The sequence below is a fragment of the Pseudomonas sp. B21-021 genome (assembly GCF_024749205.1).
GTDB lineage: Bacteria > Pseudomonadota > Gammaproteobacteria > Pseudomonadales > Pseudomonadaceae > Aquipseudomonas > Aquipseudomonas paraglycinae.
Genome location: NZ_CP087192.1, coordinates 5,965,250 through 5,985,856 on the forward strand (window position 1 = coordinate 5,965,250; position 20,607 = coordinate 5,985,856).

The window sequence follows — 20,607 nt, forward strand, 5'->3', positions numbered from 1 at the left end:
TCATGCGCCGAATCGTCTGCCGGCGCTTTGGGGCCAGCATATGCCTCGGTGCGCGACCAGCCGGGTGCAAAAACGACAGGGGAATTGCCGAAAGCGTCAATCCGCGACAAAGGGTCGCCAACCGGTCCGACCGGCCACCTGTTCAAGCCCGCGAGCTTGAGCCAGAATCTGCCGCATCCCGGAAACACCACTGGATTAGAGCGGCGACATCAATGAAATCGATCTTCCTGGCCCTGGCCCTGATTGCGACCGGCGTACACGCCGCCGAAGAGTCCGACAACAACCCGTGCGACGCGGTGGAAAACGACATCCAGACCCTGGAATGCTCGACCTACAGCCGCACCACCGCCGAGGACCTGCTCAAGGACAACTACGCCAGCCTGAACGAGCGCATGCAGACGGCCTACGGCAAGAACCCGGCACAACTGGCCGACATCACCGCCAAACTCAAGGCCGCCCAGCAACAATGGCTGAAAACCCGCGACGCCGACTGCGCCGTCGAAGCCTTCCCGGCGACGGACGGCAGCAAGGCGTTCAAGATTGCGCAGAATGACTGCGTGGCGCGGATGAGTGACGAGCGGTCGGAGTTTTTGGAGTCGATCGGACAGGAGTGAGTTGAAGATGGAAAGCATGATTCCGCACGAAGTCGTTAGCCGCATCGTTGACGGCGCCCTCCCGGTTCGCGCCTGGCGCGAACATCTCAACCTGACTCAGGAAGAAGTGGCGAAACGCATGGGCATTTCGCAGCCAGCCTTCGCCCAGCAGGAAACCGTTGCAAAGCCGCGCAAGGCCACTCGCGAAAAGATTGCAGCGGCGCTTGGTATCACCGCCAACCAGCTTGAGCTGTAAGCTGCACCTCTTCAGCCAATCAAGGGATTCACATGAACATCTGCGGTATCGAAATCAAAGGCAGTGAAGCGATCATCGCCGTGGCGTCCCTCGACGGTTCGGTGCTGAGCCATGTCGCTCTGAACACCAAGAAAATCGCGCTGGACGATGACGACGAGGCGGCCAACGTGAAGCTGTTCGCCGCTCAAGTGGCGTCGTTCATACGGGAAAACTCGATTGATCGCATCGCGATAAAGAAGCGCAGCAAGAAGGGCGAGTTTGCCGGTGGGCCGACCACGTTCAAGATCGAGGGCGTGTTTCAGTTGCTGGACGGTTGCGAGGTGACGCTGCTGTCGCCGCAGACGATCAATGCCCAGGCCAAGAAGCACAACTTTGAGCTGCCGGGCACGCTGAACAAGTATCAGCATGAAGCCTACAAGGCAGCGTGCTCGGCATTGGTGAAGAAGTAACTAGCGCGCTTTGCGTGCGCTCAGCCAGTCGCCGAAGGACTTGTCTTCCAGCGCATAGCCCCCACGGCTCGACTTCCACACCAGCTCCTTGTCACGCAGGGCATCGATGCAGGCCTGAATGGTCTGGGTGCCCGGCACCACGTCGCTGCCCAGGTTTTCCAGCGCCTTGCTGACCGCCGTGAGCGTGCTGTCAGTGAACGGTGCAAAAGGCTCGTTGTTCTGTGAGCGCTCCACCATCACTTCCAGCACAGCGCGCTGAGGGATGGTCAGCGCGTTCCAGGCGCTTTCGAACTCGGTCCACACGCCTGCGCGCAACAATTCGGCACGGCTTTGCAGCAGCTGCCCCAGATTGCTGGCCTCACCCAGCTCCAGCGCGACTTCGCCGATGATGGTGCGCAACATTTCCGGGCGCCGCCCCACCAACTCAAAGGCGTCGTCGATATCGGCCGCACTGAACTGATTGGTTTCGGCCAGATGGGCGTTGAGGTGCAAGGTGTACGCCTGGGTGAACTCTTTTCCCAACAGCGGAAAGGGCGTGATGCTCGAGCCGAAGAACGGTTGGCTCTTGCCCAGCACCAGGTGCGCGAGTTTGTCGCGATTGGAACCGGTGAACACCAGATGCAAACCGCTGCCCTCGCCTTCACGCCCCTGGTTGAGCTGATCCCGCGCTGCCTTAAGGGCAAACATCGCGTTGATCCCCGCGGCGGTGGTGAGCGCGTGCTGGGCCTCATCGATCACCAGCACTACGGATTTTTCAGCGGCACTGTGGAGCAGTTCCAGCGCTTGCGTCAGGGTCGCGCCCGCCGGCAGTTGCGGCTTGGTGAAATCCCAGGACAAGGTGCGCAGAAAGCTGAGTTTTTCGATGCCGATATTCTTCGCCAGTTTGCGGATGCCCTTTTCAAAGGGGACCAACGCGCCTGCAATGGCACTGGCGATCAAGTCAGCAGGGTCTTTTTCCTTGTCGGCCCACAGGTCGACGTAGACCGTCAGCCAGCCTCGGGACTGGCATTCCGGGATCAGATCCTCGCGCAGAAAGGTACTTTTGCCGGTGCGACGCGGCGCTGCCAGAAAAAGGCCGGAGGTGAAATCCTGCAGACCCGCACCCACCAGACCATCGGCAACGCTGCGGGCCAGAGCGGGGCGGCGGAAGACGAAGCCGTTGTTTCTGGACATGGTTTTACACTCAATTATTCAAACGACTGTAATTTATACCGCAAAGTATAATTAACTATAATCGTCCGTCAAACGGCCTCCCGTCGCCGATCCTCTCGCGGACACCGGGCAAACTTCGCCCGGTAGCTTCGGGTGAAATACGACGGTGATTCAAACCCGCAGGCGATGCTGACTTCGAGCACGCTCATGTCGGTCTGGCGCAACAGCTGCCGGGCCTTTTCCAGTCTCAAGCGCAGATAGAAATTGCTCGGCGTGTCGTTCAGGTGCAGGCGAAACAGGCGCTCCAGTTGCCGCCGCGTCACCTTGATCGACTCCGCCAGTTCCAGGGTAGTCAGCGGCGGTTCGCTGTGCTGTTCCATCTCGCCAATCACATGCACCAGCTTCTTGTTGCTGATGCCGTAACGCGTGGCGACTTCCATGCGCTGGTGGTCCTTGCGCGGACGAATCCGCCCCAATACAAACTGCTCGCTGACCTGGATCGCCAGTTGCGGGCCGTGGGCCTGGGCGATCAGGTCGAGCATCAGGTCGATGGACGCGGTGCCGCCGGCAGACGTGATGCGTCGACGGTCGATCTCGAACAGCTCCTGGGTGACGCTGAGCTGTGGATAAGATTCCTTGAAGGCGTCGATGGCTTCCCAGTGCAGGGTCAGGCGATGACCATCGAGCAGGCCTGCCTCGGCAAGGACGAAGCTGCCGGTGTCGATGGCGCCGAGGGTCACGCCTTCGTTGTCCAGCCGTCGCAGCCAGTGCTCCAGCGCCGGGGTGGCGAACTTCAGTGGTTCGAAGCCGGCGACCACCAGCAGCGTCGCCCCTTTTTTCAGCGGCTCCAGCGCCGCGTCGGCGTTGACCGACATCCCGTTACTCGCCAGCACCGCCCCGCCATCGGCGCTCAAGACGTGCCAGCGGTACAGCTCGCCGCGAAAGCGGTTGGCCACTCGCAGCGGTTCGATCGCAGAGATGAAACCGATGGCGGAAAAACCCGGCATCAACAGAAAGTAGAAATCCTGGGACATGGCGCGCACTCGGTTAGCGGGTAGCGTGCAACGTTGATACGCCAGTTGTCGGCGGCATTCAAGAGCACAGGTCGCTGCAGTGCAAGAGCTGGTCGCCGCAGTGCGTTTTTGCGGGGGCATTGCTGCGTAATTTGAGCATCACCGGCACGACAGATGCCGGAACCCACAATAACGACCTGCCGAGGAACCCGACATGAAACGACTGATCAGCAGCTGTGTTCTCGCACTCAGCGGTACCGCGTTTTTAAGCGCCAGTGTCATGGCGGCCGATTCCGCATCGTGTCAGAACGTGCGCATGGGCGTGGTGAACTGGACCGACGTGATCGCCACCAGTGCGATGGCCCAGGTTCTGCTCGATGGCCTCGGGTACAGCACCAAACAGACCAGCGCCTCTCAGCAAATCGTCTTCGCCGGCATCCGCGACCAGCGCCTGGATCTGTTCCTCGGCTACTGGAACCCGCTGATGACCCAGACCATCACCCCGTTCGTCGACGCCAACCAGGTCAAGGTACTCCAGGCCCCGAGCCTCAAGGACGCCCGCGCTACCCTCGCCGTGCCGACTTATCTGGCGGACAAGGGTCTGAAAACCTTCGCCGATATCGCCAAGTTCGAGAAAGAACTGGGCGGCAAGATCTACGGCATCGAGCCAGGCTCGGGCGCCAACACCCAGATCAAGGCGATGATCGCCAAAAACCAGTTCGGCCTCGGCAAGTTCCAGCTCGTCGAATCCAGCGAGGCCGGCATGCTCGCCGCCGTCGATCGCGCCGTGCGCCGCAAGGAAGCCGTGGTGTTCTTCGGCTGGGCACCGCACCCGATGAACGTCAACGTGCAGATGACCTATCTGACCGGCAGCGATGACGCCCTCGGCCCGAACGAAGGCATGGCTACCGTGTGGACCGTCACCGCGCCGAAATACGCCGAACAATGCCCGAACGTCAGCCGCCTGCTGAGCAACCTGACGTTCACCGCCGAAGACGAGAGCCGGATGATGCAGCCGCTGCTCGATCACAAGGATGCTTTCGAATCGGCCAAACAATGGCTCAAGGATCACCCGCAGGACAAACAGCGCTGGCTCGAAGGCGTCACCACTTTCGATGGCAAACCGGCGGCTGAAAACCTCCAGCTCACCAGCAAATAAACCGCATCGAACGAACCACTTCGCAGCCCGCCACGGGCTGCGAACAGACCCATCACGCCTGAAGGAAAACGCACCATGAACCACGACGTCATCATCACCTGCGCACTCACCGGTGCTGGCGACACGACCGCCAAGAGCCCTCACGTGCCGGTCACCCCGAAACAGATCGCCGCAGCCGCAGTAGAAGCGGCCAAGGCCGGCGCCACGGTCGTGCACTGCCACGTCCGTGACCCGCAGACCGGCAAGTTCAGCCGCGACGTGGCGCTGTACCGCGAAGTCATGGAGCGCATCCGCGAAGCCGACGTCGACATCATCGTCAACCTCACCGCCGGCATGGGCGGCGACCTGGAAATCGGCCCGGGCGAGAACCCGATGGAGTTCGGCCCGAACACCGATCTGGTCGGCCCGCTGACCCGCCTCGCCCATGTCGAAGAATTGCTGCCGGAAATCTGCACCCTGGATTGCGGCACCCTGAACTTCGGCGACGGCGACACCATTTACGTCTCCACCCCGGCCCAGCTGCGGGCTGGTGCCAAGCGCATCACCGAGCTGGGCGTGAAGGCGGAGCTGGAGATTTTCGACACCGGCCACCTGTGGTTCGCCAAACAGATGATCAAGGAAGGCTTGCTCGACAACCCACTGTTCCAGCTGTGCCTGGGCATCCCGTGGGGCGCGCCGGCCGACACTACCACCATGAAAGCCATGGTCGACAACCTGCCTGCCGACGCGGTGTGGGCGGGTTTCGGCATCGGCCGGATGCAGATGCCGATGGCCGCGCAAGCGGTGCTGCTTGGCGGCAACGTGCGGGTCGGCCTGGAAGACAACCTGTGGCTGGACAAAGGCGTGCTCGCGACCAACGGCCAACTGGTCGAACGCGCCACCGAGATCCTCAGCCGCCTCGGCGCCCGCGTGCTGACCCCGGCTGAAGGTCGCAAGAAAATGGGCCTGACCCAGCGCGGCTGACGGCCACACATCAAACCCTGTGGGAGCGAGCTTGCTCGCGAAGAGGCTGGTACATCCGAAGCATCTTCATCAGCAATGCCGCCGCATTCGCGAGCAAGCTCGCTCCCACAGGGAATCACCGAATTTGCCTAGGAAATCACCATGAGCTTTATCACCGAAATCAAAACCTTCGCAGCACTGGGCAGCGGCGTCATCGGCAGCGGCTGGGTCGCCCGCGCCCTCGCCCACGGCCTTGACGTGGTGGCCTGGGACCCGGCGCCGGGTGCCGAAGCGGCGCTGCGCAAACGCGTGGCCAACGCCTGGGGCGCACTGGAGAAAAACGGTCTGGCGCCGGGCGCTTCGCAGGATCGCCTGCGCTTTGTCGCGACCATTGAAGAATGCGTGCGCGATGCGGACTTCATCCAGGAAAGCGCCCCGGAACGCCTCGAACTGAAACTGGAGCTGCACAGCAAAATCAGCGCGGCGGCCAAACCGAATGCGTTGATCGGTTCCAGCACTTCCGGCCTGTTGCCGAGTGAGTTCTACGAGAGTTCGACCCACCCGGAACGCTGCGTGGTCGGTCACCCGTTCAACCCGGTTTACCTGCTGCCATTGGTGGAAGTGGTCGGCGGCAAGAACACCGCGCCGGAAGCGGTTCAAGCGGCGATGAAAGTCTACGAATCCCTCGGCATGCGCCCGCTGCATGTGCGCAAGGAAGTGCCGGGCTTCATCGCCGACCGCCTGCTCGAAGCGCTGTGGCGTGAGGCGCTGCATCTGGTCAACGACGGCGTGGCGACCACGGGTGAGATCGATGATGCAATCCGCTTTGGCGCCGGTCTGCGCTGGTCGTTCATGGGAACGTTCTTGACCTACACCCTGGCCGGTGGCGATGCCGGTATGCGCCACTTCATGTCGCAGTTCGGCCCGGCGCTGCAGTTGCCGTGGACGTACCTGCCGGCACCGGAACTGACCGACAAGTTGATCGACGATGTGGTGGATGGCACCAGCGATCAACTGGGCCGGCACAGTATTTCGGCGCTGGAGCGCTATCGTGATGATTGCTTGCTGGCGGTGCTTGAGGCGGTGAAGACCACGAAAGAAAAGCATGGAATGAGTTTCAGCGAGTAATCGATCGTTCCCACGCTTTGCGTGGGAATGCAGCCCGGGACGCTCTGCGTCCCAGAAGCGTGACGCAGAGCGTCACAGGAGGCGTTCCCACGCAGAGCGTGGGAACGATCGCATCAGGAGAAAATATGCCCACCCTCACCACCTACCAAACCCGCATCATCCCCGACTGGGTCGACTACAACGGCCACCTACGCGACGCCTTCTATCTGCTGATTTTCAGCTACGCCACCGACGCCCTGATGGATCGTCTCGGCATGGACAGCAACAATCGCGAAGCCAGCGGTCACTCGCTGTTCACCCTCGAACTGCACCTCAACTATCTGCACGAAGTGAAGCTCGATGCCGAAGTCGAAGTGCGCACGCAGATCATCGGCCACGACCAGAAACGCCTGCACCTCTATCACAGCCTGCACCTGGCTGGCGGTGACAAGGAACTGGCCGGCAATGAACAGATGCTGCTGCACGTCGACCTCGCCGGGCCGCGTTCCGCGCCGTTTACCCCGGACACCCTGGGCCGTCTGCAAGCCATCGTCGCCGAGCAGGCCGACCTGCCCGCACCTGCTTACATCGGCCGGGTCATCGCCCTGCCCCCAGCCCGGTAAATTCATCCATCGCAAGGAGCCGCCATGCACACCGCCGCTGCAGTTGCCGATTTCCGTACTTATCCGTTGATCAGCGCGCTGAACGGCGTGCAGAACCTGGCGGATCGCGTCCTGATCGAATGGGCCGACGGGCGTGTCAGCCCGTTTCACCACGTGTGGCTGCGCGACAACTGTCCGTGTCCGCACTGCGTCTACAGCGTCACCCGCGAGCAGGTGTTCGAGATCGTCGATGCGGCGCAGGATCTGTCGCCCTCCGCCGCGCACATCGACACCGATGGCTGCCTGCGCATCGACTGGCAGGACAGCCACCTCAGCCGCTTCGACGCAGGCTGGCTGCGAGCCCATGCCTATGACGACGAATCCCGCGCCGAGCGCCTCGCCGCCAAGCCGAAACCCTTCCTGTGGCGCAGCGATTTGCAGTTGCCGGTGTTCGACTATTCAGCCCTGATGAACGACAACGCCGCACTGCTGCAATGGTTGCTCGCGGTACGCGACATCGGCCTGACCCAGGTGCGCGGCGTACCCACCGAACCCGGTTCGCTGAAGCTGATCGCCCAGCGTATTTCGTTCATCCGCGAGAGCAACTTCGGCGTGCTGTTCAACGTGCAATCCAAGGCCGACGCCGACAGCAATGCCTACACCGCTTTCAACCTGCCCTTGCACTCGGATCTGCCGACCCGCGAGCTGCAACCGGGGCTGCAATTTCTGCATTGCCTGGTGAACGACGCCGAGGGTGGCGAGAGCATTTTCGTCGACGGTTTTGCGATTGCCGAAGCGTTGCGTCAGGAAGATCCATCGTCGTTTCAGGCGCTGTGCGAGATCCCGGTGGAGTTTCGCAACAAGGACCGCCACAGCGACTACCGCTGCCTGGCGCCGGTCATCGCCCTGGACGCGTTGGGCCGGGTCGCGGAAATCCGCATGGCCAACTTTCTGCGCGGGGCGTTCGACACGTCTGTGGAGCAAATGCCCTTGCTGTATCGCGCTTACCGGCGCTTCATCGCCATGACCCGCGAGCCACGCTTCCGGGTGATGCAGCGGCTCAATCCGGGCGAGCTGTGGTGCTTCGACAACCGCCGCACCCTGCACGCGCGCAATGCGTTCGACCCGGCCACCGGGGCCCGGCATTTTCAGGGCTGCTACATCGACCGGGATGAGTTGTTGTCGCGGATTCTAGTGTTGCAGCGCTAAACCGCGTCATCGTTCATCGCCAGCAGGCTGGCTCCCACAAAGAGCGCATTTCAATGTGGGAGCCAGCCTGCTGGCGATGAATGCACCTCGATTTACCTGACACACAGGCAAAAAAAGCCCCGATACAAGCCGTGACAGGATCGGGGCGAGGGTACTGTTGAGGAGCTGCCGTGGCGAGGGTGACCAAACCTTCGTGAAGCGAGCTGGGTCCAGTGTGCCCACTCCCCTTGCCGGCAAGTTAGCCGAAAACGACATGCTCATAGCCAATGTGGACACTGCGACAAATCGCCCTTGCCGTGCCTGGGCATGCCTACCAGAATCGAGCCACGACCTCCGTTGCCGAAGAAGGACTCGCGTCATGATGTATGCCGATTTGATCGATCAGGAAGACCTGTTGGGCCAGCTCAAGTCGTTGGGATTCGAAGTACCGTCGGGCTCCACCGCCCAGCAGGCCTGCGAGTGCGCGGTGCGGGGGCTGGACGATGTGCGGGCCAACACGCTGCGCACCATGGTCAAGCAGATGTACACCAGCAGCGCGAGCATTCAGCCGACCGTGCGCGAAGCCATCGACAAGCAGTTGCTGCCGGCCCTGGCGCAGTATCAGCAAACCCGCGCCTGACATCTGACCGAAAAAAAAGATCGCAGCCTGCGACAGTGCCTTTCCTGAAGGCGCTGTCGCAGGCTGCGATCTTTCGTTTTAGAGACGCACGCTGGCGAAAGTCGACTCGTTGCGTGCCTGGCTCAACGCCGACATCGGCCCTGACAACGGCGACATCACGATGGCTTGCGGCAGCGGCATCATCGCCACCTGCTGGGTGGTGTTGGAGCCCACGCGCTCGTCACGCGGCGGAATGCCGAAGTATTCGCGGTAGCACTTGGAGAAGTGCGGTGTCGACACGAACCCGCAGACCGACGCCACTTCGATGATCGACATTGGCGTCTGCTTCAGCAGCTGTCGCGCGCGGATCAGGCGCAACTTGAGGTAGTAGCGCGACGGCGAACAGTGCAGGTATTTCTGGAACAGGCGCTCGAGCTGGCGACGGGACACGGCGACGTACACCGCCAGTTCGTCGAGGTCGATCGGCTCTTCCAGGTTGGCTTCCATCAGCGCGACGATTTCCTGCAGTTTCGGCTGGTTGGTGCCGAGCATGTGCTTGAGCGGCACACGCTGGTGATCCTGCTCGTTGCGGATGCGTTCGTAGACGAACATCTCGGAGATCGCGGCGGACAGTTCACGACCATGATCGCGGCTGATCAGGTGCAGCATCATGTCCAGTGGCGCAGTACCGCCGGAGCTGGTGAAACGGTTACGGTCCAGGGTGAACAGACGGGTGCTCATCGCGACGCGCGGGAAAGCTTCCTGCATCGCTGCCAGACATTCCCAGTGCACGCTGCAATCGAAGCCGTCGAGCAGGCCGGCGCAGGCCAGGGCCCAGCTGCCGGTGCACACGGCGCCGAGGCGTCGCGACTGACGCGCCTGGCTTTGCAGCCACGAGACGTGTTCACGGGTAACGGTGCGTTGAATGCCGATCCCGCCGCACACGATGATGGTGTCGAGGGCCGGGGCTTTGTGCATGGAGGCGTCGGGGGTGATCTGCAGACCGTCACTGGCCCAGACCTGGCCGCCATCAACGGTGAGGGTGGTCCAGCGATACAGCTCGCGACCGGACAACTGGTTGGCCATGCGCAGCGGTTCGACTGCGGAAGCCAGGGAAATCAGCGTGAAATTGTCCAGCAGCAGAAAGCCGATGGATTGAGGCGCACGGTTCTGGGGTTGAGCCCCGGAGTTGAACGACGTCATCGCGGTATCTCCTCACACAAAGCGGGTGATGGCCTCAGGCGGAGGCTCTTGTTATTGCCATCGTTCTCTTGCGTGAGACGGGCTTTGTTATGACAGAGCAATTGCCATGCCTAAATTTGAATGGCTGTTCAATAACTCCTGAAAACGACGTCGCGACGCGTCTATACAAGCGCCCCGACCAAAGGTAATTCGAAGTGCCATCAGCGGCCGCGAATGCCCTGCTCCGATGCGTGTGAGCAAATCGGTAGCACTTGTGGGAACTGGCCTGCGCACGATTGTCCTACAGTGTCACCGCAGGCACGGGTGACGGACGGTAGCGCCTGCAAATCAGGCGCTGGAGGTGGGAAAGACTCTTATCTGATAGCGACGCGCCAAAAGGTGGCGCGTTTTGATTCCGGTGTGCACTTAACGCGCAGTTTTGACTGGTCCGGCTTCATCGCCAGCAGGCTGGCTCCCACAGTTTTTGCGAACGCCGCAAATCCAGTGTGGGAGCCAGCCTGCTGGCGATAGGAGGCAACTGGGTATCAGCACTCCACCGCGCTGACCGCCAACCCGCCCCGCGATGTCTCTTTATATTTGTCATGCATGTCGGCGCCGGTATCGCGCATGGTGCGGATCACCCGGTCCAGCGAAATAAAGTGCTGACCGTCCCCGCGCAAGGCCATCTGCGCCGCGTTGATCGCCTTCACCGCCGCAATCGCATTGCGCTCGATGCACGGCACTTGCACCAGGCCGCCCACCGGGTCGCAGGTCAGACCCAGGTTGTGTTCCAGGCCGATTTCCGCCGCGTTGCACAACTGCTCGGGACTCGCGCCAAGGATTTCCGCTAGCCCTGCCGCCGCCATCGCACAAGCCGAACCGACTTCACCCTGACAGCCGACTTCAGCGCCGGAAATCGAAGCGTTCTTCTTGCACAGAATCCCCACCGCCGCCGCCCCGAGGAAGTAATCGACCACGTTGGCGTCGGTCACTGCCTCGCTGAATTTCATGAAGTAATGCAGCACCGCCGGAATGATCCCCGCCGCGCCATTGGTGGGCGCCGTGACCATGCGTCCGCCAGCAGCGTTTTCCTCGTTCACCGCGAGGGCGAACAGGTTGACCCACTCCATCGCGCTGAGGGTCGAGCCGATCACATTGGGCTTGTTCAATTCCTGAAGGCTGCGGTGCAACTTCGCCGCGCGGCGGCGCACGTTGAGGCCGCCGGGCAGGATGCCTTCGTGCTTGAGGCCCTGCTCGACGCAATCCTGCATCGCCCGCCAGAGTTTCATCAGGCCGGCGCGGATTTCTTCCTCGCTGCGCCAGACCTTCTCGTTGGCCATCATCAATTCGGCCACGCGCAGGTTGTGGGTCTTGCACAGCTCCAGCAGCTCCACCGCGCTGGAAAAGTCGTAAGGCAACTCGGTGCGATCCAGATCCACCACGCCGCTGGAGGCCTGCGCCTCGTCCACCACAAAACCACCGCCGACCGAATAGTAGGTGTCGCGATGCAGCTCGCCGTGATCGCCTTCGGCAACCAGGGTCATGGCGTTGGGATGGAACGGCAGGTTCTCGTCGATCAGGCGCATGTCGCGGCCCCATATAAAGGGCACCGACAAACGACCGTCGAGCAACAGCGTGTGGGTTTCACGCAGGGCCTGGATCCGCGGGCCGATCTGCGACGGGTCGATCGCGTCCGGCCACTCGCCCATCAGACCCATGATCACCGCGTTGTCGCTGCCATGACCGACACCAGTGGCCGACAGCGAACCGAACAACTGCACCTCGATGCGACGCACCTGCTCCAGTAGATGTTTGTCGCGCAACGACTCGACGAACAGGGCGGCGGCGCGCATGGGCCCGACGGTGTGGGAACTGGAAGGGCCAATGCCGATTTTGAACAGGTCGAAAACGCTGATAGCCATTGCTGCAGAGCTCCTGAGAGTGCCGGTCCGGGGCGTGAAGCGCCCGCTGGCGGAGCTGCTACGCTCAAGCTGCGATCCGCCGGAATGCCCGCATCATCGGGCTTTTCCCGGGTCGCTCGGCGTCTGACACCGACGCACTCATGCCCACTAACGCCGTGCCGGTTTCAGCCCGTGTTTTCGCCGTTTTTATGCGGTTCAGATGGCCAGACAGGGCAGAAAAAAGCTGTAAACGACGTCACTGACACTGGATGCGACCATCCCTGTACTGGATACGACGCACCCTGTAGGCGTCAGATTTTCACTGGTACATGATCGTATCGACTCGATTGCAAGGCGCTGCGGTAGAGCTGTCTCCAGAACGCCATCCAACCGCAACCCATAAGTGCGGTGGTCCAATCGGAACACTGCCAAAAAAAACACCAAGGAGTCCATTCATGAAAGGTTCCCCGTCGTTGTTGTTGGCCGCCATGCTGAGTCTGCCGTTACTGGCTCAAGCCGCAGAACCGGCGCAGTGCAGTACCGTGAACTTCTCCGATGTCGGCTGGACCGACATCACCGCAACCACCGCCACCACCTCCGTCGTGCTTCAGGCCCTCGGCTACAAGACCAAGACCACCATGATCTCCGTACCCGTGACCTACAAGTCGCTGGCCGACGGCAAGAACATGGACGTGTTCCTCGGCAACTGGATGCCGACCATGGAAAACGACATCAAGGCCTACCGCGACGCCGGCACCGTGGAAACCGTGCGCACCAACCTCAAGGGCGCCAAGTACACCCTCGCCGTTCCGCAGGCCTTGTATGACAAGGGTCTGCACGACTTCGCCGACATCGCCAAATTCAAGAAAGAGCTCGACGGCAAGATCTACGGGATCGAGCCGGGCAACGACGGCAACCGCCTGATCCAGAGCATGATCGACAAGGACGCCTTCGGCCTCAAAACCGCCGGCTTCAAGGTCGTCGAGTCCAGCGAAGCGGGCATGCTGTCGCAGGTCGACCGCGCACAGAAACGCGACACCGCCGTGGTGTTCCTCGGCTGGGCACCGCACCCGATGAACAAGCGCTTCAAGATTCAGTACCTGACCGGTGGTGACGATTTCTTCGGCCCGGATTTCGGCGCCGCCACCGTGGCGACCAACACCCGCAAGGGCTACGCCGAGGAATGCAGCAACGTTGGCCAACTGCTGAAAAACCTGGAGTTCACCGTCGACATGGAAAGCGAACTGATGGGCAACATCCTGGACGACAAGATGAAGCCTGACGCGGCCGCCAAGGCCTGGCTCAAAAAGAATCCACAGGTGCTCGATACCTGGCTCGCTGGCGTGACCACCATTGACGGTAAACCAGGCCTGGAGGCCGTGAAAGCCAAACTCGCACAGCCTTGAATTAAAGAGGCATCGCTTATGCCGGGCGGGCTAACCGCCCGGGCTGTTTATTCCTTGCATGCGGACGTTCACTACCATGCTGATTGATCAGAAAATCCCTTTAGGCCAGTACATCGCGGGCTTCGTTGAATGGTTGACGCAACACGGCGCCAACACTTTCGACGCAATCGCCGTGACCCTGGAAACGATGATCCACGGCGTGACGTTTGCGCTGACCTGGTTCAACCCGCTGGTGCTGATCGGCCTCATCGCCCTGCTGGCCCACTTCATTCAACGCAAATGGGGCCTGACCGCGTTCGTGGTCGCCTCCTTCCTGCTGATCCTCAACCTGGGGTACTGGCAGGAAACCATGGAAACCCTCGCCCAGGTCATGTTCGCGACCCTGGTCTGCGTGGTCATCGGCGTGCCGCTGGGCATCGTCGCCGCGCACAAACCGATGTTCTACACTTTGATGAGGCCGGTACTCGATCTGATGCAGACCGTACCGACCTTCGTTTACCTCATTCCTACCCTGACCCTCTTCGGGCTGGGCGTGGTACCGGGCCTGATCTCGACGGTGGTGTTCGCCATCGCCGCGCCGATCCGCCTGACCTACCTGGGCATCCGCGATGTCCCGCAAGAACTGATGGACGCCGGCAAGGCCTTCGGCTGCTCGCGTCGCCAACTGCTTTCACGGATCGAACTGCCTCACGCCATGCCGAGCATCGCGGCCGGCATCACCCAGTGCATCATGCTGTCGCTATCGATGGTGGTGATCGCGGCACTGGTGGGCGCCGACGGACTCGGCAAACCGGTGGTCAACGCACTGAACACTGCTGATATCGCCCTGGGCTTCGAAGCGGGCCTGGCGATCGTACTGCTGGCGATCATGCTCGACCGTATCTGCAAACAACCCGACGCCAAAGTAGGGGGTGACGCATGAGCATAATTCGCTTCGATAACGTTGACGTGATCTTCACCAAGGATCCGCGCGAAGCACTGAAACTTCTCGATCAAGGCCTGACCCGCAGTGAGATCCTGAAAAAGACCGGGCAGATCGTCGGCGTTGAAAAAGCCAGCCTCGACATCAACAAAGGCGAGATCTGCGTGCTGATGGGCCTGTCCGGTTCCGGCAAGTCGAGCCTGTTGCGCTGCATCAACGGCCTCAACACCGTGAGCCGCGGCAAGCTGTTCGTCGAACACGAAGGCAAGCAGATCGACATCGCGTCCTGCACCCCGGCCGAGCTGAAAATGATGCGCACCAAACGCATCGCGATGGTGTTCCAGAAGTTCGCCCTGATGCCCTGGCTGACGGTGCGCGAGAACATCAGTTTCGGTCTGGAAATGCAGGGCCGCCCGGAGAAGGAGCGGCGCAAGCTGGTCGATGAAAAACTCGAACTGGTGGGCCTGACCCAATGGCGCAACAAGAAGCCCGACGAGCTGTCCGGCGGCATGCAGCAGCGTGTCGGCCTGGCCCGCGCGCTGGCGATGGACGCCGACATTCTGTTGATGGACGAACCGTTCTCGGCCCTCGATCCGCTGATCCGTCAGGGCCTGCAAGATGAGCTGCTGGAACTGCAACGCAAGCTGAGCAAGACCATCGTGTTCGTGAGCCACGACCTCGACGAGGCGCTGAAACTCGGTAGCCGCATCGCGATCATGAAAGACGGCCGGATCATCCAGTACAGCGTGCCGGAAGAGATCGTGCTCAACCCGGCGGACGATTACGTGCGCACCTTCGTCGCCCATACCAACCCGCTGAACGTGCTGTGCGGTCGCAGCCTGATGCGCACCCTGGACAACTGCAAACGCATCAACGGTTCGGTATGCCTGGATCCGGGCGGCGATTCGTGGCTGGACCTGGCCGAAGGCAACACCATCAAGGGTGCGCGGCAGAACGGTTCGGTGCTGAACCTGCAGAACTGGGCACCGGGGCAAGCCGTGGAAGGGCTGGAGCGCAAACCGACGCTGGTGGATTCGAACATCGGCATGCGCGACGCGTTGCAGATCCGTTACCAGACCGGCAACAAACTGGTGCTGCACGACAACAACCATGTGGTGGGGATTCTTGGGGACAGCGAGCTGTATCACGCGCTGCTCGGCAAGAACCTGGGGTAAAGAGAGCAGACACAAAAACGCCGCGAGAGGATCGCGGCGTGATCGTTCCCACGCTCCGCGTGGGAATGCAGCCCGGGACGCTCCGCGTCCCAAATCAAAAGCCGAACGCGGAGCGTCCGTTGAGGCATTCCCACGCAGAGCGTGGGAACGATCAGACACAAAAAAGGGGCTCAACTTGAGCCCCTTTGTATTCCCGCACAACGTGCAGGAAAGATCACTTCACAACTCAGCTATAGACCCGGCCAAGGAGCTGCCGATGGCTTTCAAACTGATCGAGCACATCACGCGTGATCTGATCCTGTGTGAAGCCCATCAGGTCGTAGTCCTGGCTGCCGTTGTGCAGGTACACCTCGGCGCGGTAGAAACGCTGGCGCGCTTCATCGGACTGAACCGACTCGCTCGGGGTCGCCAGGTAGCCGTCCAGGCTCACTTCGTAGACAAAAGGGTTGCCCTCTTCCATCTCGACCCGCACGCCCATGCAGCGCTTGGACTTGCCCAGCAGCGTCTGCACTTCCAGACCCTGTGCACGCATTTGCGCAGCGGCATCTTCCAGCGCCGGGCTGACGTGTTTGTCCATGAAGCGCTGAACCACCGACTGGCTCGGTTGCAGATCCAGCTGGGTCAGGCGCTCGCTGAAACCACGACGACCGCGTTCAGCCAGTTGCGCCTGCTCCTGTTCGATCTGCATGTCCTGGCGCATCGCCTTGTGCAGGCCGAACATGAAGCACACCAACACCACCGAGAACGGCAGACCGGCCAGCACCACCATGGTCTGCATGGCTTCGAAGTTACCGGCGAACAGCAGGCCGATGGTCACCAGCGTGATCACGACCGACCAGAAGATCCGCAGCCAGTGCGGGGCGTCTTCGTCGACGTTGCCGCCCTTGCAGGACAGGTTCGCCATCATCACCGCGCCGGAGTCGGCCGGGGTCAGGAACAGTACGAAACCAACAAAGATCGACACACCGATGACGACTTTCGACGCCGGGTAGTGTTCAAGCAACTGATAGATCGCCATCGACGGCTGTTCCAGCGCCGTCTTGCCGAGTTCCACCGCACCCTGGTTCATCACCAGATCCAGCGCCGAGTTACCGAAGATCGACAGCCACGCCAGGGTGAAACCCAGCGGAATCAGCAGCACGCCAGCCACCAGTTCACGCACGGTACGACCACGGGAAATACGCGCGATGAACATGCCGACAAATGGGGCCCAGGAAATCCACCACGCCCAGTAGAACAGAGTCCACAGGCCCAGCCAGCGGTCGGACTTCTCGCTGTCGCCTTCATAGACGTACAGGTCGAAAGTCTTCAGCACCACCCCGTTGAGGTAGTCGCCGATGTTCTGCACGAAGCCGTTGAGCAGGTGCAGGGTCGGGCCGAACAGCAGGACGAAAATCAGCAGGCCGCTGAACAGGATGATGTTGAGGTTGGACAGACGACGGATGCCGTTTTCCACGCCGGACACGGCAGCGATGGTCGCCACCGTGCTCATCACGATGATCACGATCAGCAGGTTGGTGTTGCTGTGTTCCATGCCGAACAGGTTTTCCAGGCCCGAAGACACTTGCAGCGAGCCGATCCCCAGGTTGGTCACCAGACCCAGCAGGGTCACGAACATGCCGAAGCCGTCCACCGCATGACCGGCAGCGCCCTTGACCCAACGCTCGCCCACCAGCGGATACAGCGCCGAACGCAGTGCCAGCGGCTGGTTATGACGGTAAGCGAAATAGGCCACAGCCAAACCGACCAATGCGTAGATCGCCCAGCCGTGCAGGCCCCAGTGCAGGAAGGTCAGCTGAACAGCCTGACGTGCCGCCATGTTGGTAGCGGACGCGCCTTCCGGTGGATTGAAGTAGTGATCCAGCGGCTCGGACGCACCGAAGTACAGCAGCGAAATACCGATACCCGACGAGAACAGCATCCCCGCCCAGGCGCCGTAGCTGAAATCCGGGGTATCGTCCTTGCTACCCAGTTTGAGTTTGCCGTAGGAGGAAAACGCCAGGCCCACCACGAAAACCAGGTAAGCGGCGATCACCACCATGTAGTACCAGCCGAAGCTGCGGGACAACCAGGCCTGAGCCACTCCCAGCATTCTGCCGGCCTCTTGCGGGGCGATGATCAGAATGGCGGTCAACAACAGAATCAGCGCGGTAGAGGTGTAGAACACCCAACCGTTGACCGTCACCTTCTCGGGCGGGGTCTTTATAAGCGAGGCAGAACTCATGGCACAAATGCTCCAGGCAGTGCGAGAGAAGAACACAAGGCAACACGGAACCCGACCAATCGGTTAGTTGGCAGCCGACCGGCGGGTGATATAAAGACACCCCGAAAAAAGCCCGAACCTGCAGAGATGGCATCGCGAATCGCCGTCGTGGCCGAGGCATGGACGTTCATCCGAAACCTGGCCTTGAGCGTCTTGCCCATTCAACACGTCCATCGAACGTCGAACCGCGCCTTGCCCCGCGCAGGTTTCGAGCATTTTCGGATGTCGGTTTATCGCCACTTACACGTAGGAAAAATCTGTAGGCAGCGACGATTTGTCGCAGATCTTATTCTTTGTTGATTGAACGTTCAATCAAAACAAAATAGACTGGCCCTCAATCCGATAGGCGTCATTCGCCCGTCGGAAGGCCTAAGGAGATGTGCAAGATGCCCAAGGTCGGTATGCAACCCATCCGCCGCCAACAACTGATCGAAGCCACTTTGCAGGCGGTTGATCAGGTCGGAATGGGGGACGCCAGCATTGCGCTGATCGCCCGTTTGGCCGGTGTCTCGAATGGCATCATCAGTCACTATTTTCAGGACAAGAATGGCCTGATCGCCGCCACGATGCGGTATCTGATGACCGCCCTCAGCGAGAGCGTCACCGCGCGCCGTCAGGCGCTGGCAGACAGCAGCCCCCGGGCGCATCTGCAGGTGATCATCGAAGGCAACTTCGACGCCAGCCAGGTCAATGGCCCGGCAATGAAAACCTGGCTGGCCTTCTGGGCCACCAGCATGCACCAGCCGTCTTTGCACAGGTTGCAGCGGATCAACGATCACCGTCTGTATTCCAACCTGTGCTGCGAGTTCCGCCGTGTGTTGCCGCTCGAAGATGCGCGCACCGCCGCCCGTGGACTGGCAGCTCTGATCGACGGTTTGTGGTTGCGCGGCGCGCTGTCGGGAGACGCTTTCGACACTGCGCAGGCGCAACAGATCGCTTACGAATACATGGATTTCCAATTGGCCAAGCAGGTGAGCTAGAGCACAGAGAAAACGCTCGGCCCCTGAACTGTCACCGACCAGTGATGCCACAGCTATATGGCTCACCCGGTGACCAACGCCAACCACTAATGCACTTGCGAGGACACTATGGCCCGTTTCGAACTGCAAAAACTCTACATCGATGGCGCGTACTCCGACGCCGGCAGCGATGCCACCTTCGAAGCCATCAACCCGGCTAACGGTGAAGTCCTCGCACAAGTGCAACGTGCGACCAAGGAAGACGTCGAGCGTGCTGTGGTCAGCGCTGAAAAGGGCCAGAAAATCTGGGCCGCGATGACCGCCATGGAGCGTTCGCGCATCCTGCGTCGCGCCGTCGACATCCTGCGCGAGCGCAACGATGAACTGGCTGCCCTGGAAACCCTGGACACCGGTAAAGCCTTCTCCGAAACCAAGTACGTCGACATCGTCACCGGCGCCGACGTGCTGGAATACTACGCAGGCCTGGTACCCGCCATCGAAGGCGAGCAGATCCCGCTGCGTGACACCGCATTCGTCTACACCCGTCGCGAGCCGCTGGGCGTTGTCGCCGGTATCGGCGCGTGGAACTACCCGATCCAGATCGCTCTGTGGAAGTCCGCTCCAGCCCTGGCGGCCGGTAACGCGATGATCTTCAAGCCAAGCGAAGTCACCTCGCTGACCACCCTGAAACTGGCCGAGATCTACACCGAAGCCGGCGTTCCGAACGGTGTGTTCAACGTACTGACCGGCAGCGGCCGTGAAGTCGGCACCTGGCTGACCGAGCACCCACGCATCGAGAAAATCTCCTTCACCGGCGGCACCGACACCGGCAAAAAAGTAATGGCCAGCGCTTCGGCTTCGTCGCTCAAAGACGTGACCATGGAACTGGGCGGCAAGTCCCCGCTGATCATCTGCGACGACGCCGACCTGGATCGCGCCGCCGACACCGCCATGATGGCCAACTTCTACAGCTCCGGTCAGGTCTGCACCAACGGCACTCGCGTGTTCGTGCCGAGCCACCTGAAAGCCGCTTTCGAAGCCAAGATCGTCGAGCGTGTTGCGCGCATCCGCGTTGGCAACCCGGAAGACGAAAACACCAACTTCGGCCCGCTGGTCAGCTTCCCGCACATGGAAAGCGTGCTGGGCTACATCGCCAAGGGTAAAGAAGAAGGCGCCCGCGTTCTGTGCGGCGGCGAACGTCTGACCGACGGCGAATTCGCCAAGGGCGCGTTCGTGGCTCCGACCGTGTTCACCGACTGCACCGACGACATGACCATCGTCCGTGAAGAAATCTTCGGCCCGGTGATGGCGATCCTGACCTACGAAACCGAAGAAGAAGTGATCCGTCGCGCCAACGACACCGACTTCGGCCTGGCCGCCGGTATCGTCACCTGCGACCTGAACCGCGCCCACCGCGTGATTCATCAACTGGAAGCCGGTATCTGCTGGATCAACGCCTGGGGCGAGTCCGACGCAAAAATGCCGGTTGGCGGTTACAAGCAGTCGGGCGTCGGCCGTGAGAACGGCATCAGCTCGCTGAACAACTTCACTCGCATCAAATCGGTACAGGTCGAGCTGGGCGATTACGTCTCGGTGTTCTAAGACCCGAGTCATTTATTGCTCGCGAGGCCGCCTTCGCTGGCAAGCCAGCTCCCACAGATTGGATGTCGTCCACCCAATCTGTGGCAGCCCCGATCCCTGTGGGAGCGGGCTTGCCCG

18 protein-coding genes and 1 pseudogene are annotated in these 20,607 nt (G+C 61.2%); 14 read left to right on the plus strand and 5 right to left on the minus strand.

The window, feature by feature from the left end; genetic code table 11:
- The first annotated feature begins 212 nt into the window (after positions 1–212).
- The 3 genes and pseudogenes from LOY31_RS26885 to LOY31_RS26895 all read left to right on the plus strand — a co-directional run bounded on the left by LOY31_RS26885 (position 213) and on the right by LOY31_RS26895 (position 1,298).
- On the plus strand, positions 213–614 hold the full coding sequence (locus LOY31_RS26885) for a lysozyme inhibitor LprI family protein (protein ID WP_039768003.1): 402 nt from the start codon (positions 213–215) through the stop codon (positions 612–614).
- 16 nt (positions 615–630) lie between these two features.
- Positions 631–849: pseudogene (locus tag LOY31_RS26890) on the plus strand (helix-turn-helix domain-containing protein); the annotation flags it as partial.
- A gap of 32 nt (positions 850–881) precedes the next feature.
- Entirely contained in the window at positions 882–1,298 is a 417-nt protein-coding gene (locus LOY31_RS26895) for a DUF3010 family protein (RefSeq protein WP_258712475.1), read from the plus strand.
- Here LOY31_RS26895 and LOY31_RS26900 read toward each other — a convergent pair whose 3' ends face one another.
- Together LOY31_RS26900 and LOY31_RS26905 are read right to left on the minus strand one after the other, a co-directional pair.
- Complete coding sequence (locus tag LOY31_RS26900; protein WP_258712476.1) at positions 1,299–2,471, minus strand: ATP-binding protein; 1,173 nt, start codon at positions 2,469–2,471, stop codon at positions 1,299–1,301.
- Positions 2,472–2,539: 68 nt separating this feature from the next.
- Complete coding sequence (locus LOY31_RS26905; protein WP_011336294.1) at positions 2,540–3,484, minus strand: GlxA family transcriptional regulator; 945 nt, start codon at positions 3,482–3,484, stop codon at positions 2,540–2,542.
- 193 nt (positions 3,485–3,677) lie between these two features.
- On the opposite strand from LOY31_RS26905, the gene choX reads away from it, so the two are divergent.
- The 6 genes from choX to LOY31_RS26935 all read left to right on the plus strand — a co-directional run bounded on the left by choX (position 3,678) and on the right by LOY31_RS26935 (position 9,101).
- A complete protein-coding gene (choX, locus tag LOY31_RS26910) occupies positions 3,678–4,622 on the plus strand; it encodes a choline ABC transporter substrate-binding protein (RefSeq protein WP_169432236.1) in 945 nt (314 codons plus the stop codon).
- A gap of 75 nt (positions 4,623–4,697) precedes the next feature.
- On the plus strand, positions 4,698–5,585 hold the full coding sequence (locus tag LOY31_RS26915; protein WP_064380223.1) for a 3-keto-5-aminohexanoate cleavage protein: 888 nt from the start codon (positions 4,698–4,700) through the stop codon (positions 5,583–5,585).
- Positions 5,586–5,726: 141 nt separating this feature from the next.
- Positions 5,727–6,692 carry an L-carnitine dehydrogenase gene (locus LOY31_RS26920; RefSeq protein WP_007959763.1) on the plus strand — a complete coding sequence of 322 codons (966 nt, stop codon included), beginning with the start codon at positions 5,727–5,729 and terminating at the stop codon, positions 6,690–6,692.
- Between the two features lie 125 nt (positions 6,693–6,817).
- Entirely contained in the window at positions 6,818–7,294 is a 477-nt protein-coding gene (locus tag LOY31_RS26925) for a thioesterase family protein (RefSeq protein WP_064380221.1), read from the plus strand.
- A 24-nt stretch (positions 7,295–7,318) separates the two neighbouring features.
- On the plus strand, positions 7,319–8,482 hold the full coding sequence (locus LOY31_RS26930) for a gamma-butyrobetaine dioxygenase (RefSeq protein WP_258712477.1): 1,164 nt from the start codon (positions 7,319–7,321) through the stop codon (positions 8,480–8,482).
- Between the two features lie 358 nt (positions 8,483–8,840).
- Positions 8,841–9,101, plus strand: a complete 261-nt coding sequence (locus LOY31_RS26935) for a hypothetical protein (RefSeq protein ID WP_007959758.1) — start codon at positions 8,841–8,843, stop codon at positions 9,099–9,101.
- Positions 9,102–9,179: 78 nt separating this feature from the next.
- Here LOY31_RS26935 and LOY31_RS26940 read toward each other — a convergent pair whose 3' ends face one another.
- Complete coding sequence (locus LOY31_RS26940; RefSeq protein WP_007959756.1) at positions 9,180–10,283, minus strand: GlxA family transcriptional regulator; 1,104 nt, start codon at positions 10,281–10,283, stop codon at positions 9,180–9,182.
- Positions 10,284–10,807: 524 nt separating this feature from the next.
- Entirely contained in the window at positions 10,808–12,184 is a 1,377-nt protein-coding gene (locus tag LOY31_RS26945) for an L-serine ammonia-lyase (RefSeq protein ID WP_007959754.1), read from the minus strand.
- A 434-nt stretch (positions 12,185–12,618) separates the two neighbouring features.
- Between LOY31_RS26945 and LOY31_RS26950 the strand changes: the two genes are divergently transcribed.
- The 3 genes from LOY31_RS26950 (at position 12,619) to choV (ending at position 15,666) form a co-directional block, all read left to right on the plus strand.
- The gene (locus LOY31_RS26950; RefSeq protein ID WP_127800322.1) at positions 12,619–13,569 is read left to right on the plus strand and encodes a choline ABC transporter substrate-binding protein; all 951 of its coding nucleotides are present in this window, start codon (positions 12,619–12,621) and stop codon (positions 13,567–13,569) included.
- A gap of 76 nt (positions 13,570–13,645) precedes the next feature.
- Positions 13,646–14,491: a choline ABC transporter permease subunit gene (gene choW, locus LOY31_RS26955; RefSeq protein ID WP_007959749.1), complete on the plus strand. Its 846-nt coding sequence runs from the start codon at positions 13,646–13,648 to the stop codon at positions 14,489–14,491.
- Entirely contained in the window at positions 14,488–15,666 is a 1,179-nt protein-coding gene (gene choV, locus LOY31_RS26960; RefSeq protein WP_007959747.1) for a choline ABC transporter ATP-binding protein, read from the plus strand. Before choW ends, choV begins: the two co-directional genes overlap by 4 nt.
- Before the next feature lie 226 nt (positions 15,667–15,892).
- Here the strand turns inward: choV and LOY31_RS26965 are convergent, their stop codons facing one another.
- On the minus strand, positions 15,893–17,833 hold the full coding sequence (locus LOY31_RS26965) for a BCCT family transporter (RefSeq protein ID WP_223290698.1): 1,941 nt from the start codon (positions 17,831–17,833) through the stop codon (positions 15,893–15,895).
- Positions 17,834–18,315: 482 nt separating this feature from the next.
- Here LOY31_RS26965 and betI point away from each other — a divergent pair, with 482 nt between their 5' ends.
- The gene (betI, locus tag LOY31_RS26970; protein WP_007959743.1) at positions 18,316–18,909 is read left to right on the plus strand and encodes a transcriptional regulator BetI; all 594 of its coding nucleotides are present in this window, start codon (positions 18,316–18,318) and stop codon (positions 18,907–18,909) included.
- A gap of 108 nt (positions 18,910–19,017) precedes the next feature.
- Positions 19,018–20,490, plus strand: coding sequence for a betaine-aldehyde dehydrogenase (betB, locus tag LOY31_RS26975; protein WP_258712478.1), 1,473 nt, complete (start codon positions 19,018–19,020; stop codon positions 20,488–20,490).
- Positions 20,491–20,607 lie beyond the last annotated feature (117 nt).